14 protein-coding genes are annotated in these 15,654 nt (G+C 67.3%); 6 read left to right on the forward strand and 8 right to left on the reverse strand.

What is annotated here, in order from left to right:
• The first annotated feature begins 15 nt into the window (after nucleotides 1–15).
• A complete protein-coding gene (locus AC1DKV_RS05605) occupies nucleotides 16–891 on the forward strand; it encodes a LysR family transcriptional regulator (protein ID WP_441649797.1) in 876 nt (291 codons plus the stop codon).
• A 227-nt stretch (nucleotides 892–1,118) separates the two neighbouring features.
• On the opposite strand, the gene AC1DKV_RS05610 is transcribed toward AC1DKV_RS05605, so the two are convergent.
• Entirely contained in the window at nucleotides 1,119–1,844 is a 726-nt protein-coding gene (locus AC1DKV_RS05610; RefSeq protein ID WP_441649798.1) for a Coq4 family protein, read from the reverse strand.
• 203 nt (nucleotides 1,845–2,047) lie between these two features.
• Here AC1DKV_RS05610 and AC1DKV_RS05615 point away from each other — a divergent pair, with 203 nt between their 5' ends.
• Complete coding sequence (locus tag AC1DKV_RS05615; RefSeq protein WP_441649799.1) at nucleotides 2,048–2,752, forward strand: Crp/Fnr family transcriptional regulator; 705 nt, start codon at nucleotides 2,048–2,050, stop codon at nucleotides 2,750–2,752.
• A 12-nt stretch (nucleotides 2,753–2,764) separates the two neighbouring features.
• Here the strand turns inward: AC1DKV_RS05615 and AC1DKV_RS05620 are convergent, their stop codons facing one another.
• A complete protein-coding gene (locus AC1DKV_RS05620) occupies nucleotides 2,765–3,133 on the reverse strand; it encodes a c-type cytochrome (protein WP_441613913.1) in 369 nt (122 codons plus the stop codon).
• A complete protein-coding gene (locus AC1DKV_RS05625; protein ID WP_441613914.1) occupies nucleotides 3,130–3,672 on the reverse strand; it encodes a hypothetical protein in 543 nt (180 codons plus the stop codon). Before AC1DKV_RS05625 ends, AC1DKV_RS05620 begins: the two co-directional genes overlap by 4 nt.
• Before the next feature lie 270 nt (nucleotides 3,673–3,942).
• Here AC1DKV_RS05625 and AC1DKV_RS05630 point away from each other — a divergent pair, with 270 nt between their 5' ends.
• Entirely contained in the window at nucleotides 3,943–4,587 is a 645-nt protein-coding gene (locus tag AC1DKV_RS05630; protein ID WP_441613915.1) for a carboxymuconolactone decarboxylase family protein, read from the forward strand.
• A gap of 198 nt (nucleotides 4,588–4,785) precedes the next feature.
• Nucleotides 4,786–5,007: a hypothetical protein gene (locus tag AC1DKV_RS05635; RefSeq protein WP_441613916.1), complete on the forward strand. Its 222-nt coding sequence runs from the start codon at nucleotides 4,786–4,788 to the stop codon at nucleotides 5,005–5,007.
• A gap of 252 nt (nucleotides 5,008–5,259) precedes the next feature.
• On the opposite strand, the gene AC1DKV_RS05640 is transcribed toward AC1DKV_RS05635, so the two are convergent.
• From AC1DKV_RS05640 to AC1DKV_RS05650, 3 genes are all read right to left on the reverse strand, one after another.
• Nucleotides 5,260–7,497 (reverse strand): NADP-dependent isocitrate dehydrogenase, encoded by a 2,238-nt coding sequence (locus tag AC1DKV_RS05640; RefSeq protein WP_441613917.1) that lies wholly within the window; start codon nucleotides 7,495–7,497, stop codon nucleotides 5,260–5,262.
• Nucleotides 7,498–8,454: 957 nt separating this feature from the next.
• A complete protein-coding gene (locus AC1DKV_RS05645; protein ID WP_441649800.1) occupies nucleotides 8,455–9,150 on the reverse strand; it encodes a glutathione S-transferase family protein in 696 nt (231 codons plus the stop codon).
• 48 nt (nucleotides 9,151–9,198) lie between these two features.
• Nucleotides 9,199–10,440, reverse strand: a complete 1,242-nt coding sequence (locus tag AC1DKV_RS05650) for an MFS transporter (RefSeq protein WP_441649801.1) — start codon at nucleotides 10,438–10,440, stop codon at nucleotides 9,199–9,201.
• 254 nt (nucleotides 10,441–10,694) lie between these two features.
• Here AC1DKV_RS05650 and AC1DKV_RS05655 point away from each other — a divergent pair, with 254 nt between their 5' ends.
• Entirely contained in the window at nucleotides 10,695–11,261 is a 567-nt protein-coding gene (locus AC1DKV_RS05655) for a hypothetical protein (protein ID WP_441613920.1), read from the forward strand.
• Nucleotides 11,262–11,282: 21 nt separating this feature from the next.
• Here the strand turns inward: AC1DKV_RS05655 and AC1DKV_RS05660 are convergent, their stop codons facing one another.
• Both AC1DKV_RS05660 and AC1DKV_RS05665 read right to left on the reverse strand, forming a co-directional pair.
• Entirely contained in the window at nucleotides 11,283–12,707 is a 1,425-nt protein-coding gene (locus AC1DKV_RS05660; protein ID WP_441649802.1) for a cytochrome-c peroxidase, read from the reverse strand.
• A gap of 62 nt (nucleotides 12,708–12,769) precedes the next feature.
• Nucleotides 12,770–14,311 (reverse strand): metallophosphoesterase, encoded by a 1,542-nt coding sequence (locus tag AC1DKV_RS05665; RefSeq protein WP_441613921.1) that lies wholly within the window; start codon nucleotides 14,309–14,311, stop codon nucleotides 12,770–12,772.
• Nucleotides 14,312–14,703: 392 nt separating this feature from the next.
• Between AC1DKV_RS05665 and AC1DKV_RS05670 the strand changes: the two genes are divergently transcribed.
• Nucleotides 14,704–15,636, forward strand: a complete 933-nt coding sequence (locus AC1DKV_RS05670; protein ID WP_441613922.1) for a fimbrial protein — start codon at nucleotides 14,704–14,706, stop codon at nucleotides 15,634–15,636.
• Nucleotides 15,637–15,654: the final 18 nt, after the last annotated feature.

The raw sequence follows: 15,654 nt of genomic DNA on the forward strand, positions 1-15,654 counted from the left end.
CAAAAATTAAGATATATGATCCGCTACTTCCAGACCTTCCTCGTCGCCGCGGAGACGGCCTCCTTCTCCGCTGCCGGGGCGCGGCTGGGCCTGACCCAGTCGGCCGTCAGCACACAGATCCGCCGGCTCGAGGAAGACCTTGGCTGCACCCTGTTCGACCGTGCCGGCAAATCCGTCACACTCAGCGAGGAGGGCCGCAAGCTGCTGCCGGAAGCCCGGCGCTTCATCGAACTCTATGCATCGATGAAAGGCCGCGCGCAGTCCGCCTCCGACACCACGCCGCTGGATCTCGGCGCGGTCTCCACGGTGCAGGCCACGCTGCTGCCCAAGGCGATGAAGCGCTTTCGCGAGGGATTTCCAAAGACCCATGTCAACATCATCCCCGGCATGTCCACCCAGCTGCTCACGCAGGTGGACGCCCGCGAGCTAGATATCGCCGTCCTGATCAAGCCGCGCCTGGGCATCCCGCCTGAACTCAAATGGGTCCACCTGATGCGCGAGCGCTTCGTCGGCATCGTCCCCAAGGGCGCCCCGCGCGAACTCAAGGCCGCGCTGGCCGCCTTGCCCTTCATCCGCTACAACCGCCACTCCATGGGCGGCCAGCTGGTGGACCGCTACCTGCGCCGGCACCGGCTCTGGGTCGAAGGCGGCATGGAGCTGGACGAACCCGCGGTCATCCTGCAGATGGTCAGCGAGGGCCTGGGCTGGGCCATCATCCCCGCCGAGCTGGTGCCGCTCAGGCAGACCCGCAACGTGGTGGAGATCCCGTTGCCGGGCGAGCCGATCTTCCGGGAGATCGGCGTGCTGGTGCGGCAGACGGCGCTCAAGCGGGCGCCGGTGGCGGGGCTGATCGAGGCGCTGGTGGGGGAGGCGGCGGGGCGGGAAGGTTAGTACAGGCAGCACAGGCGGCAATCGCTGCCGGTTCGAAGAGGCGCTCTGCGTGGCGTCGCGTCACCACGACGTCTGGTGTCGCCGGCCGTGCTGCGCGTCCGGGCGGACGGGCGGGTGGAAGTGCAACGATGATCATGCCGCGGCGGCATGATCGCAATCGCTGTCGCAATCACCGTCGCAATTCCTCCCGTATGCCGCGGCATCGTCCGGCGCGCGTGGCTTGCGTCCTACCGCTCCCATTTTCCCGTGGGACTTGACGCCAGGTACCTGTCGGGCCTGGCGATGCCCAGCCGGGCGCGCGCCGCATCGAGCGGTTCGTGCAGCAGGGTCTCGTAGTCCTCGCCCAGCAGCCACTTTGCCTTGCGGCCATGCCGGTAGCCCTCGATCACGGCGCGGGCAAAGGCGGTGCTGCGGGTAAGGCGCAGGCTGTGCAAGGTGGCGGAGACCGCGATGAAGCCCCAGCCGAGACCGCCGGTCTGCGCGTAGCTGAACGCAACCAGCGCCGCTTCGCCCAGGGTCTCGTCCGCGCTGTAGCCTGTCAGTACGTGCCAGATGTCGTGGATGTCGCGCGTTCGTCTGCCGAACCAGGCGTAGGGGTCTTCGACCAGCGGCTCGCGGTTGAGGTTCGAGATCTTGGCGAGGTCGGCGGCGCTGTATCCGGTCTCCTCGAGGAACGAGCGATAGGCTGCGCCGAGCGTGCCCGGCGCGAAGCTTGCGACGAATGCCGGGTCGGAGAGGCGCTCCGCCAGCTCCACGCGCAGATAGGCCAGCCGCCGCCCGGCCGGGGTCTTCATGAGCCGGGAGAAATTCCTTGGCGCCGCCGGCCCGTTGAGGGCGCGCATGATGAGAAACACCTGTGTGGTGTCGTCTCCGTTCGCGAGCAGCTTGCGGATCGCGCGGAACGCGGTCGGCAGGTCACGCTTGTACAGATCGGGGGAGGTCGCGATAGCCATTGGCTCGTTCCTGTTGACGAGGTGGTTGTCATGACGGTGGGGACTGGTCAGTCCACGCAGGCCAGCGTCGGAGCCGGGTCGGTCAAGTGCAGCGCCCCGCATACGAGGGTATTCATCTACACCACCGGGCTCCAGGGGAAGATCTTTGCAGCGAACGGCCGATTACAATGTCGTCTTCCCGACATAAGTCCACGATTGACGCTGTGTCTAAGCCATTCACCGCTCAGGACCGCCTGCCTGCCCTGAAATCCAGTGCCTGGTTTGCCGGTCTTGCGCCGGCGCTGCAGGCATGGATTGCGCAAGCCGCGAGGGTCAGGACCCTGGCGGCGGGCCAGCGGCTCTTTGCGCCTGGAGACGTATCCGACGGGCTCTATTTCGTCGTGAAGGGCGCAATCCGGATGACAAGCTCGTCGGCGGACGGCAGGCAGGCGCTGCTGGCGATTGCCGAGACACCGCAGTGGTTCGGCGAAGCCAGCCTGTTCGACGAACTGCCGCGCACCCACGATGCCTGGGTGGAGAGCGACGTGCTCCTCCTCCACTTGCACCAGCATGACCTGATTGAATTCCTCGAGCAGAACCCTTCGCACTGGCGGGCGTTCGGGCTCTTGCTGACGCAGAAGCTTCGCCTGGCATTCGAAGCCATCGAAGGGTCGGTGTTGCTGCCCGTGGCGGTCAGGCTGGCCCGCCGCCTGCTGGCCATCGCCAGCGGCTACGGCGAGCGCAGCGGCAGCAGCAAGCGCGTGATCAGCGTGCAGCAGGAACAGCTCGGCTCGATGCTCTCGATATCCCGGCAGACCGTGAACCAGATTCTCAAGGATTTCGAGGAGCAGGGCTTTCTGCGCCGCACGCGAGGCGCGATCGAGATTCTGGACATCGATCAATTGCGCTCGTTCGCGGCGACCCGCTAGCGAGCCGTGCCGCTACTGGTACGAATGCAAATAGGCCAGCAGGTTCTCGATTTGCTGCTTGTCGCTGATGCCCCAGAAACGCATCCTGGTGCCCGGCACGACCTTGCCGGGCGCTTCGATGAACGCCGCCAGTGTCTGTTGAGACCATACGATGCCCGACTGCTTCATCTGCGCGGAATACTTGTAGTCGCTGGTGGCGCCGGCCACCCTGCCAAAGATGGCATTGAGCTGCGGGCCGAACGCAGCGCGCGCGGAGGGTCCCACGCTGTGGCAGGACGCGCATTTCGAAGCGAACACGGCCTTGCCGGCCTGTACGTCCCCGGCAGCGTGCGCGGCTGCATGGAACGCCGATGCGAGAATCAACAATGCCGCTTTGTTCATGCGCGGCCCGGGAAGGTATCGTCGCGCCGGACGGCTTCGAGCAGGCGCTCCTCTTCATCGGTGTCCGCGTCGATCTGGGTGACCAGCGTCCAGAGCCCGTCGTCCGCGCCGATGGCCGCGAACGCATGGCTTTGTTCGAGGCGCACCATCACGCGGCGCAGGCTTTGCAGGAAGCCCTCTTCGAAGGCGTCGAGCGCGTCGTAGTCGTCGCCGAAGTCTTCCACCTGCTGCACATAGGCGGTCTCCACCGCCGCGTACCCGGCTCTCCAGAGCGCGGCGATCTCGGGCACGTCGCTCTCCACCAATTCGTAGTCCCAGTCGGGCGGATACAGCTTCTGTTCGCGGCGATCCGCCTGGGTAGACAGGCTGAGCAGGACGGAGCCATCTGCCGCGCCCACGTTGAACGCAAAGCAATGGACCGGCTCGTCGCCCAGCGCCGACTGGGCGATCAATGCCAGCGACTGGCGAGTCAGGTCGAAGACGGTCTGTTCCACCTGGTAGTTTTGTTCGAAATCGTTCCAGTACATTTTGCGGTCCATGGTCAGTGCCGGGCGTGCCGCGTCGATCCGTCGTGCCCGCTGCGGGGCGTGGACCAGCGTCACCGCTAGCGGGCGCGCGGCGGGAAAAACGCAGGAATTGTACTTTGCCCGCGGAACCGCCGCCGCAAAAGGGGGCCGGCCCGGGCCTCCCTCGTGAAAGCGGTGCATCCCGCGCCGTTCGATGCTATTTTCCAGCCTCGGCCGGCCGGCGCGTCGCCGGCCTCGAGTCGCATCCGCTTTCCCTATCCGGCTTTCCTTACCCGAACAGAAATGACAATCCAACGCGTATTCATGACCGCGGTGCTCGCCGCGCTGGTCGGCAACGCCATTGCCGCCGACGACCGCATGCCACCGATCCCGGCCGACAAGCTGACCGACGCACAGAAGAAATCGATCGAACTGCTGTCCGAAGGCGCGCCCGCGGGCGGCGCGCCGCGCAATATCGGCGCGGGTCCGTGGGTGCCGCTGATGCGCAGCCCCGAGCTGCTGAACCGGCTGCAGCGCATGGGCTCGTACCTGCGCTACGAGAGCGCCTTCGAGCCGCGCCTGAGCGAGTTCGTGATCCTCCTGACGGCGCGTGACTGGGGCAACCAGTACGAGTGGTACGCGCACCAGAAGCTTGCGCTGAAGGCCGGTGTCGCACCGGCGGTCGCGCAGGCCATCGCCGAGGGGCGCAGGCCGGCGGGCATGAGCGCCGAGGAGGAGATCGTCTACGACTTCATCGACGAGCTGATCCGCAACAAGAGCGTGAGCGACCCGACCTATGCGCGCGTCAAGGACAAGTTCGGCGAGCGCGGCGTCATCGACCTGATTGCGATCAACGGCTATTACAGCATGCTGGCGGCGGTCCTGAACGTGGCGCAATCGCCATTGCCGGGCAACGCGCCGCAGCAGCTCCCGGCACTGCCGCGCTGAAGCAGGGCGAGGCCGCTTCCAGAACCCTCCGTGCGGCCTGGCGGCATCATCGTTTCCACGCGATGGCCGGCCGTTCCCCGCGGTGTCCCGGACGGTACATGCCTGGCCTGCCGGCCGGACAATCGGCATGCAAGCCGGCGCGGCGCTGGACTAGACTAGGTAAACCGGAAGCCCGTCACGACTTGCTTCGGAGGTGACATGAACGCGCCTATTACCAAAGAACGGCGGACACCAAGACGCCCTTCCGAGCGGATGCTGAACGTGCTCGCGGTGCTCGTCGGCCTGCTCACCCTGATACTGGGTATCGCCTGGCTCATCTACACGCACTACGTCGACCGGGAAGTGCCGATGTTCGCGATTCCGCTGGTGCTCTCCATGCCGGTGATCGTCGCTGCGGCGTTCCGATGTCTGTGGGATTGACGGGCTGGCCGGCGCAAAGCCGGATGCCGGCAGCAGCGCAGGCAGGCTGTCTGCGGCGTTCCCCGGAACTGGCGTTCGGGGAGTGGGCGGCGCGTGTCATGGGAAGCACATCGCGGCCGCCTCGATACTGCAGGAATTGCCCGCCGGCAGGGAGCCGGCGGGGACGCGCCCGGACAGGCAGCGCTGGATCAGGCAACGCCCGGACAGCATGAGCGCGGGTGCCGCCCCGACTGGCGGGGCGGCTTGTTCGCCTTAGGCCTGCACTGCATCCAGCGCGGCATTCAGCGTCTTGCTCGGGCGCATCACGCTTTCCAGCTTTGCGAAGTCGGGCCAGTAGTAGCCGCCGATGTCCGCCGGCTTGCCCTGCACGTCCGACAGCTCGCCGACGATGGTCTTCTCGTTGTCGGTCAGCTTCTTGGCCAGCGCCTTGAACTGCTCGGCCAGTGCCGCGTCGCCCGTCTGTGCCGCGAGTTCCTGGGCCCAGTACATGGCCAGGTAGAACTGGCTGCCACGGTTGTCGAGCTGGCCGGTCTTGGGCGACGGGCTCTTGTTGTTGTCGAGCAGCTTGCCGGTGGCGGCATCCAGCGTCGTGGCCAGGATCTTGGCGCGAGCGTTGCCGGTCTTGATGCCCAGGTCTTCCAGCGACACGGCCAGCGCGAGGAACTCACCCAGCGAGTCCCAGCGCAGGTGGTTCTCTTCCACCAGTTGCTTGACGTGCTTGGGAGCCGAGCCGCCCGCACCGGTTTCGTACATGCCGCCGCCGGCCATCAGCGGGACGATCGACAGCATCTTGGCGCTGGTGCCCAGTTCCATGATGGGGAACAGGTCGGTCAGGTAGTCGCGCAGGATGTTGCCGGTCACCGAGATGGTGTCCAGGCCGCGGATCACGCGCTCCAGCGTGTAGCGCATGGCGCGTACCTGCGACATGATCTGGATGTCCAGGCCCTTGGTGTCGTAGTCCTTCAGGTAGGTCTCGACCTTCTTGATCAGCTCGGCTTCGTGCGGACGGTACGGGTCCAGCCAGAACACGGCCGGCATGCCCGAGTTGCGCGCGCGGGCAACGGCCAGCTTGACCCAGTCGCGGATCGGCGCGTCCTTGACCTGGCACATGCGCCAGATATCGCCTTCTTCGACGTTTTGCGTCAGCAGCACTTCACCGGTGGCCAGGTCGACAATGTTGGCCACGCCGTCTTCCGTGATCTCGAAGGTCTTGTCGTGCGAGCCGTATTCCTCGGCCTTCTGCGCCATCAGGCCGACGTTCGGCACCGTGCCCATGGTGGTCGGGTCGAAGTTGCCGTTGGTCTTGCAGAAGTTGATGATCTCCTGGTAGATGCGCGCGAACGTGCTTTCCGGGATCACGGCCTTGGTGTCCTTCGGACGGCCGTCGGCACCCCACATCTTGCCGCCGATACGGATCATGGCCGGCATCGAGGCGTCCACGATCACGTCGTTGGGCGCGTGCAGGTTGGAGATGCCCTTGGCCGAATCCACCATCGCCAGCTCGGGGCGGTGCTCGTGGCAGGCGTGCATGTCGCGGATGATTTCTTCGCGCTTGGAGCTGGGCAGCGTTTCGAGCTTCTCGTACAGGTTGACCAGGCCGTTGTTGACGTTCACGCCCAGTTCGTCGAACAGCGCGCCGTGCTTGGCGAAGGCTTCCTTGTAGAAGATCTTCACGGCGTGGCCGAACACGATGGGGTGCGAGACCTTCATCATGGTGGCCTTGACGTGCAGCGACAGCATCACGCCGGTCGTGCGCGCATCTTCGAACTGCTCTTCATAGAAGTCGCACAGCGCCTTCTTGCTCATGAACATGCTGTCGATGATCTCGCCGTCCAGCAGCGAAACCTTGGGCTTGAGCACGATGGTCTTGCCGCTCTTGGTGACCAGCTCCATCTTCACGTCGCGTGCGCGGTCCAGGGTCATGGACTTTTCGCCGTGGTAGAAGTCACCGTGCTTCATGTGCGCCACATGGGTGCGCGAGGCCATGCTCCACTCGCCCATGCTGTGCGGGTTCTTGCGCGCGTAGTTCTTCACGGCGGCGGGAGCGCGGCGGTCCGAGTTGCCTTCGCGCAGGACCGGGTTCACGGCGCTGCCCAGGCATTTGGAATAGCGCTGGCGGATGGCCTTTTCTTCGTCGGTCTTCGGGTCTTCCGGGTAGTCGGGCACCTTGTAGCCCTTGGCCTGGAGTTCCTTGATCGCGCTGCCCAGCTGGTGCACCGAGGCGCTGATGTTCGGCAGCTTGATGATATTGGTGTCCGGCAGCAGCGTCAGGCGACCCAGCTCGGCCAGGTTGTCCGGCACGCGTTGCTCTTCGGTCAGGAATTCGGGGAATTCGCCCAGGATGCGCCCAGCCACCGAGATATCGCTGGTCGTGACGTTGATACCTGCCGGCGCGGTGAAAGTGCGGATGATGGGCAGGAAGGCACTGGTCGCCAGCAGCGGGGCTTCGTCGGTCAGCGTGTAGATGATGGTGGGTTGCTGGGTACTCATTGCTTACCTCAAGGTCAGAAATAGTAGGGAAACGCTGCCGCCTGGATCGCAAACCGGCAGTAAGGATCGAATTTTGCCTGATTTTGCTTTCATCAGTCTGTCGAGGGCGCGGTTTTCCTGTTCTGTAATCGAATAATTGCCGCTCCCGGAAGCAGGCGGTCGCGCTCCTCGCGCAGGTTTTCATTCCTAACGTCCTGTTTTTTCTGGATTTCCCGTTAATGCTTCGGCTGCGGCTGCCAATTGACCTTCCGGCCATCGGGGGGCGTCAAGCGTGCCCTTGCCGCCGGACAGCCGGCCGGGGTGACCGGCGCGTTCCCAGCCCCGATGCGATATCTCCGGGGCACTTCGCCGCCCGGAGGAGGCCGACGGCGCACTTGGGTCAATCGCGCGCCATGCCGGTGGCGTTCGATCGCCTTGGCAAAAAGTGCGGCATGCGCCTGCTGGCATTGGGTGCGTTCATGGCGGAAGGCGGGGGGGTGCGCCGCGCCGGCAGGATAAAAAAATCGCCCTGCGCAGCGGGAACGGGCGCAGGGCGATTCAGGACCACAGAAGCATGAACAAAAGCACCGGAACGTACTGCCGATGCCGGCGCGGCGCCGGGAGCGCAGTGCAGCTTGTCCTCCCGTGCGGCACGGCGCCGTGCCGGACAGCATTGCGCAATGGATTGCCGGGTGACATTGCAACGGGTTGCATGGCCCGCGGGACTGCAGCGATGCGTGCCGTGCCGCGTTTGCGTTTCGACAGGTACATCGCAATCTTACGCAGCGGCGCTGCGCTTCAAAACGCGGAGGACGGCGGGCAATGCGGCCCAATCCCGGCGTTGAAAAAAATACCGGCGGGCTGGTCGCCAGAGGTATTTTTTGCGACGCGGCAGGCGGCCATCGCGGGGCGGGGCGCGCAGCGCCAGCCAGCCCTTCGGCCTGCCTTGGTCATGTCGCAGCGTATGTCCGGGGCAGCTCAGGCGGGCGGCGGCGTGTTGCTGGTGAAGCGGGCCGGCATCTTGTCCGCCAGCGGGAACAGATGGAAGTAGGGGCGCGCTTCGGCAAGGACGCGCTGCACGCTCGGCCGGCTCAACAGCCGCTCGAAATAGGCGGCGAGGTGCGGGTGCGTATCGGTGAACGGCATCGCGATGCCCGCGTAGAACAGCGCCGGCGTGGCCGCGCAGTCGGCCAGCGTGAAGTCTTGCCCGGCGGCCCAGGTGTGGTCCGCCATGTGCTTGTCGACCAGATCGTAGGCCGTGCGCAGGGTGGCCCGCGCGTCCGCCACGCCGCGCGGGTCGCGCTCGGCCTCGGGCCGCAGGCGGTCGTTGACGATCTTCTGCATCTGCAGGTGCACGTAGAGATCGAAGAGGCGGTCCCACAGGCGCGCTTCGCGTTGCGCGTCCTCGGCGGCGGGCAGCAGCGGCCGGGCACCCGGGTAATGGCGATCCAGATATTCGATGATGGTGGTGCTTTCCGGCACGGTCAGCCCGCGCGTGTCGTCGCGCAGCACCGGGAACTTGCCGAGCGGCCACAGCGCCGCGAAGGCGGCACGGTCGGCGGGGTCGCCAAGGTCGACAATGCGGCCGGTGAAAGGGGTGGCGTTCTCGTAGAGCGCGATCAGCACCTTGTGGCAGAACGAAGACAGGGGATGGTAGTGCAGCGTCAGGGCCATTGATGACTCCTCCTTTTCGTTCAGCGCAGGCGGGGCTTCCGGGCGCCGTTATGTCGCCGCCATCTGCGGCGGGCGCGGCCGCGTGACGACCGCAAAGGTGATCTGTACCAGCCCGGCGGCCAGCCCCAGTGCCACGCCGATCTGCCAGGCCAGGGTGTAGGACCCCAGCCTGTCATAGACCAGCCCGCCGCCGAAGGCCCCCACGAAGCTGCCGATCTGGTGGCTGAAGAAGGCTACGCCGCCCAGCATGGCCTGCCAGCGCAGGCCGAAGGTCTCGGCGATCCAGCCTGCCACCAGCGGCGCCACGCCCAGCCACAGGAAGCCCATCACGGCGGCGAAGACCAGCGTACTGCCTGGCGTGGGCGGCGAGGTGAAGTACCAGGTCAGCGCGAGCGAGCGGATGGTGTAGATGCCGCCGAGCAGCAGCAGCTTGTTGACGCGCCCGCCGGCCCAGCCGAAGAACAGGCTGCCCAGCACGTTGAAACCGCCGATCACGCCCAGCGCCTTGGCGCTGAGCATGGGGTCCATGCCGCAGATGTCCAGGTAGGAAGGCAGGTGCGTGGTGAGGAAGACCAACTGCATGCCGCACACGAAATAGGCCGCGCCCATGACCAGGAACGGCGTATGGTGCAGCGCGGTGCCAAGCGCCTCGCGCGCATTCTGCTGCACGCCGCCGGGCGGCGTGGGCAGCGGCATCCGGTCGACGCGCCCGGCGAACCACGCCGCCGGCAGCATTACCAGGGCGAGCACCACGAAGGCCGCCAGCCCCACGCGCCAGCCATGGGATTGCGCCACCACCTGCCCGATCGGTGCCGCCACCAGTGCGCCCAGCGAACCGGCGCCAGACACGATGCCGAGCACCGTGCTGCGCAGCGCGGCCGGCACCGGCCGCGCCGAGACCGCCATGGCGATGGCGCTGCCGGTGCAGGCCATCGAGGCGCCGATGGCCACGCCCGCGCCGAGCGTGACGCCGACAATGCCTTGCGCGGTAGCCAGCATGACCAGCCCGAGCACGTAGAGCAGCGAGCCGGCCATCATCAGCGGCCGGAAGCCCGTGCGCGCGGCCCACGCGCCCGCGATGGGCTGCAGCAGGCCCCAGGCCAGGTTCTGCACCGCGATGGCGGCCGTGAAATCGGACACCGAGATGCCGATGCCCTTGGTCAGCGGTGGCATGAAGATGCCCAGGCTCTGCCGCAGGCCCATGGCCAGGCTCAGCATGACGGAGGCGCCGAGGAGGATCGGCAGGACCGGGCGAAGTTCGGAAAGGCGGGATGGCGCGGGGGTGCTCACGAGGATTTTGTCTCTGTCTTTGTATTGTTCTTATTGTTTTGTTCTTGTGTCCCGGCGCAGCGCGCCGCGCGCGCCGGAGGCTCAGGCGAGCGTAAGCCCGAACCAGGTTCAAGTCAATGCGGGGGCAAAGCCGCGCCGGCCCCGGGCATCGTCGTGTGCGGTCGGGCGGCGGCGCCCGCTCCGGGTTTTGCCCGGCGGCGCGGCGACCGGCAAGGCGCGTATGCTTTGCAGACTGCCCATTCATCCGCATCCCCATGCCGATCGTCCGCAAATCCACGCTTGTCCTGGGTCTGGCGCTGGCCGTGGTGCTGGCCGGCTGCGTGACCCGCTACCGGGTCGAGACCGGTACGCCAGCCTCGCGCGTGCGACTGGTGACCAATACCGACGACAACACGACCTTCAGCGTGGTGGACGCCGGCAAATGTCCCAAGCCGCCCAAGCCGGCGCTGCTTGCGGCCACCGGGCTCCAGGCCACGGCGATGGGCAAGGAGGCGGATCTGGGCATGTGGGGCATCTCGCCGGAGCCCGCCGGCCGCACGCGCGAACGCTGGCTGGTGGCGAGCCACCGCATCTACCTGACGGCCGCGGCGACCTCGGCGGCGGGCGACGAGCCGTACCGCTGCGCGATCGGCGTGTCCTTCGTGCCGCTGCCGGGCTGGCAGTACGAGTTGCGCTACCAGCGCAACGCGCAGACCAGGAATTGCGCCGCACAGGTCCTGCGCCTGTTGCGCGCACCGTCGGGCGAGATCGTGACCACGCCCGACCCGACACAGCAGACCTTCCGCGGCTTCGAGCCCGATGGCGTGTGCGCGTCGCTGTGAGCCCCGGGGCGGGCCGCGCACTCAGCGTCCGTTGGCCACCGGCATCGCATTCGCCGGCATCGCGTTGACATAGGGCGCATCCGTCAGCGTGCGCAGGAAGACGGTGATGTCGTCGATCTCCGCTTCGGTCAGCGCGGGCGTGCTTCCCGCGCGCAGGTTCATCGGCATCGAGTTGATATTGATATTGCCGCGGTAGGCGGCGGGCACGTCGTCGAATGGCTTGCCGCCGCGGTACCACTTGCCCGGATCGGTCGAGCGCGTGTTGTAGAACGCGACCGCATCGCGCAACGTGGTGAACACCCCGTTGTGCATGAAGCTCTGGCGCACCGCCACGTTGCGCAGGCCGGGGGTGCGCAGGTAGCCGCACCATTGTTCCGGTTCCGGCCAGCGCAGGCGGCGCGCGGTGTCGCACAGGCCGTTGTCGAAATGCCCGGGGTCTCGGTTGGCGGGCAGGGCCCGGTTGCGCGGCACGGCGATGGCGTCGTAGCCGAAGTCCGTAAACAGGGAGCGCTCGGGCCGGCTGGCGGTGTCCGCCAGCGTGTGGCAGCTCATGCAGTTGCCCTTGTCGGGATTCTTGAACAGCGCCAGGCCGCGCGTTTCCTGCGGCGACAGCGGCGTGCGCCGGCGCAGGTAGTCGTCGAAGCGCGAACTGAAGGGTGCCATCTCGTCGCTTTGCAGATAGGCCTCCAGCGCGCGGCCCAGCGCCACCATCATCTGCCCGGGATCGCGCTGCGCCGCCGCGCCGAAGCGCGCGGCCAGCGCGGGCGCCAGCTCCGTGCCCTTTACCTTGCGCAGCAGGCTGGCCGGGCTGCCGTTATTCATCTCGCCGGGATCGAGCAGCGGGCCGCGCACCTGCTCGGCCAGGGTATCGGCACGGCCGTCGGCGAACAGGCCGCCGAACGGCGAGGCATATGGCGCGTCGTCGTCCTGGTAGAAATGCCGGCGCGGGATATAGCGCACGTACAGCAGCGAGGGCGCGTTGCGCAGGCTGAAGTGCCCGGGCCGGCTGCCCTGCGGCACGTGCGGCCCGGCCAGCGCGGCGGGCGAGAGCGTGGGCGCGAACGCACGCGCGGGGTCGTGGCAGCCGGCGCAGGACATGCCGCGCGGCTCGGACAGGCGCGTGTCGAAGAAGATGCGCTTGCCCAGCGCGGCGAGCGCCGGGTCGGGGCGGAAGACGGCGGCGGTGGGGTCGACCTTGGCGGAGACCTTGGGCGTGCCGTTGCCGATGGTATCCACCACGGTGGCGGGCGGCGCGCCCGGCGTCAGCACGGTAGTGGCCACGGTGGCTGGAAGGGCCGGCGGGGCCGGCGGGGCCGCTGGGGCCGGAGGGGCCAATGAGGCGGCCGGCGCTGGCGCGCTGGCGCAGAGGCCGGCGGCCAGGACGGCGCAATGCACGGCGCAAAGTACGGCAAAGCGGGCGGCAATCCGCGCCGCCGCCGGCGCCATGCGGAGGCTTGCCGCGCGCCACCCTGCGAGCCAGGCTGCGCAGGCAGCGGGGAACGCTGCCATCACGGCGTCAGGAAGCCCGTCTTGTCGCAGGCCAGCGTGGTGCCGGTCTGCGCGCAGGAGGCCATCAGCTTGCCGGCCACGCTGTAGGCCTTGAAGGTCCAGCCGGTGGCGGGCGCCGGGCTGCGCTCCATCATCAGGAAGCCGAAGGTGCTGTGATGGGTGATCTTGTCGATGACGGTGCCCGGCGCGGGCACGGCGCCCGGCGTCAGCGGGTCGGGCAGCGCCACGTCCAGGTTGTCGCCGCCGTTGCCGGATACGATGGTGGCCGGGTGGCTGGAGGCGAAGCTGATGGCCTGGAAGTCATGCACGTGGCCGTGCAGCGCGACCTGGATGCCCGGCGGGTAGTAGGCCTGGGCGTTCAGGTTGCTCATCACCGACTGCAGCGCCAGGTTGCCCGGCGCGGGCGCGCTGCCGGCCACCGGGGCGAAGCCCAGCACCGGATGATGGTTGGTGAACATGGTATTGACCATGCCCGGCTTGCCGGCCAGCCAGCCCACCGTCTGGAACTGCTTCTGGTAGGCAATGAACTGCGGGTCGTTGGTGGGCAGCGCGGCCTTGCCGGCCTTGGCCGAGTCGAACACGATGACCTGGGAGCCGGTGCCGAGCGCCACCGTGTAGGGCTCGGAATAGTTGGCGTTGCCGTCGTTGGCCGGATCGTTGCACGAGCGGGCGTCGGCGTACGGGCGCGGGTCGAGGAAGCGGAACCAGCCCTGGCCGGCGCGCGCGCACTCTTCATGATTGCCGCGCACCATCACCCACGGCGCCTTGGCCATCAGGGCGGCGGCGGGCTTGAACAGGTCGGCCTGCCAGGTGTCCCAGCCATAGCCCCACGGCGTGCCCTGGCAGCCGGCGATATCCGGCGGACATGCGTTTTCGCGGTAGTGGTAGTCGCCGATATGCAGCACCAGGTCCGGGTTCATGGCGGCAGCGGTGGCGGCGAGCGTGGCGAACGGCCAGGCGGCGGCGTCGCTGCAGGGCTGGTAGGCGTTGTCGGCTTTCTTCAGGCGGCAGCCGGTATCGGCCAGCACCAGCACGCGCTGGGGATTGGCCTTGGGCAGCGGCAGGGTCTGGCCGGCGACGCTGGCGGCAGCGGCGTTGGCCGGCAGGGTCGTTTCGCACACCGAGACGGGGAAATCCGAGGGCTTGGAATCGGCGGCGGCGCTGGCGGTGGTGCGCAGCGCCATGGTGCCGCTGCCTGCGCGCAGCGCCATGCGTTGCTGCACGCCGTCGACTGTCAGCAGCGGGCACAGGGTATTGGAGGGCAGCGCGCTGCCGGCGGCGGCGGCCGGCGCCACGTAGCCGGTGATCACGCGGGCGATGGCCTGGTTGCTGTCGCCGATCTCGACCCAGGCAGCCTGGATATTGGCGCTGGCGCTGGCGGCGTCGCCTGCCGGCGTGACCGGTGCGGCGGGGGTGGCCGGCGCGGGGGCTGCATCGTTGCCGTCGCTGCCGCAACCGTGCAGCACCGCGGCGGTGGCCAGCACGGCCAGGATGGCGCCCATGCCGAGGCGCACATGGTGATTTCTCTTGCAAGTGCCCATTGTTATCTCCCTGTTGGTGGCGAGCCGGACTATAGGGAGGGGATATTGCGCAGCGATGACGCTTCTATGTCAGCGGGGTGGGTCGGGGGCACGATCCGGGCCATCGGCGCGCCGACCTGGTCGGAGTACAGGCGGCATACCGGGGGGGCGAGCCGATCGGGATAGGGCCATCAAGCGGCGTATCCGGCCAGGATGCCGCCGCCCTGCGGGTCCTGAATCACATACCGGATCATGAGTGCGATGCCTCAATGAATTTGGTACTTGTCCCATATATTGCATCTGATTATTTCCCGATACTGGCGGCATTCATCGCTCGTGGAGAGGCACGAGCCAATTAACAGGGGATCCCGACAATGCAATTCGATAGGCGAGGGCACAGGCGGAGCGGCCCATTGGCGTACACGATCGTGGTTGCCTTTGCCGCCATGTTGCTGTCACCGGCGCACGCCCTGGCAGCACACACCGAGATGACGGCATTCGGATCGGACATGGCCCTTCCGGCCAGCTCGGGCGAGGGGACGGTGCTGGCACGTACCAGTTTCTCGCCGCAGCAGCTTTGCGGTGCGCCCACCTGTCCTTCTCCCGTGGCATCGATATGGGTCTGGGATGGTCAGAATATCCAGCCGGGCCCGGTTACCCGCACAGGTGTAGCGGGCGTTGGCGTCCGTTTCGTGGTCAACGGGTCTCCTCTGCTCAGCGGCATGCAATCCCCGCCGACGATTTCCCAGCCCGTGGAAGTGCAACTGGTACGCACCTCGGGCGCGATGGGTGCTGGCAGTCTTGCGGGAGGTGCCTCGACGTTCCTGAACCTCTGCGCTAGTGTCAACCCGGGCTTCGGTGATTCCTGCTATGACGCCTCGGGCGCCAACTATGCCAAGATCAGGCTCGGGGGCACCATCAAGCCCATCGCCCTCACTTGCCAGACGCCCAACCAGAGCGTCAGCCTGCCGCCGGCGCAGAGGGGAGGGCTGACGGGCGTCGGCAGTTCGACCGGCGAGATCGGTTTCACCGTGCGGCTGAATAACTGCCCGCCCGGCTACAACCGGATCGGCTATACGCTTGATCCGGTCGGCGGCATGGTCGCCAATGCCCCCGGCGCGCTGCCCGCGCGCCCGGGTTCCACCGCGAGCGGGATCAACATCAGGCTGACGGACGATGCCGGCACGCCGGTGACATTCGGGGCGTCGACGCCGGTGGGCGCTTACGACAAGACTACCGGGGGATCGTATTCGATCCCGATGAGGGCGGCCTATCTCCAGACCGGCGCTTCGGTCACGGTGGGCCGCATCATTGGTGCCGCCACCGTGCTGGTCAACTATCAATAGCTACGGCACCCCGGGAGC

This window comes from Cupriavidus sp. 05T41 (genome assembly GCF_056396525.1).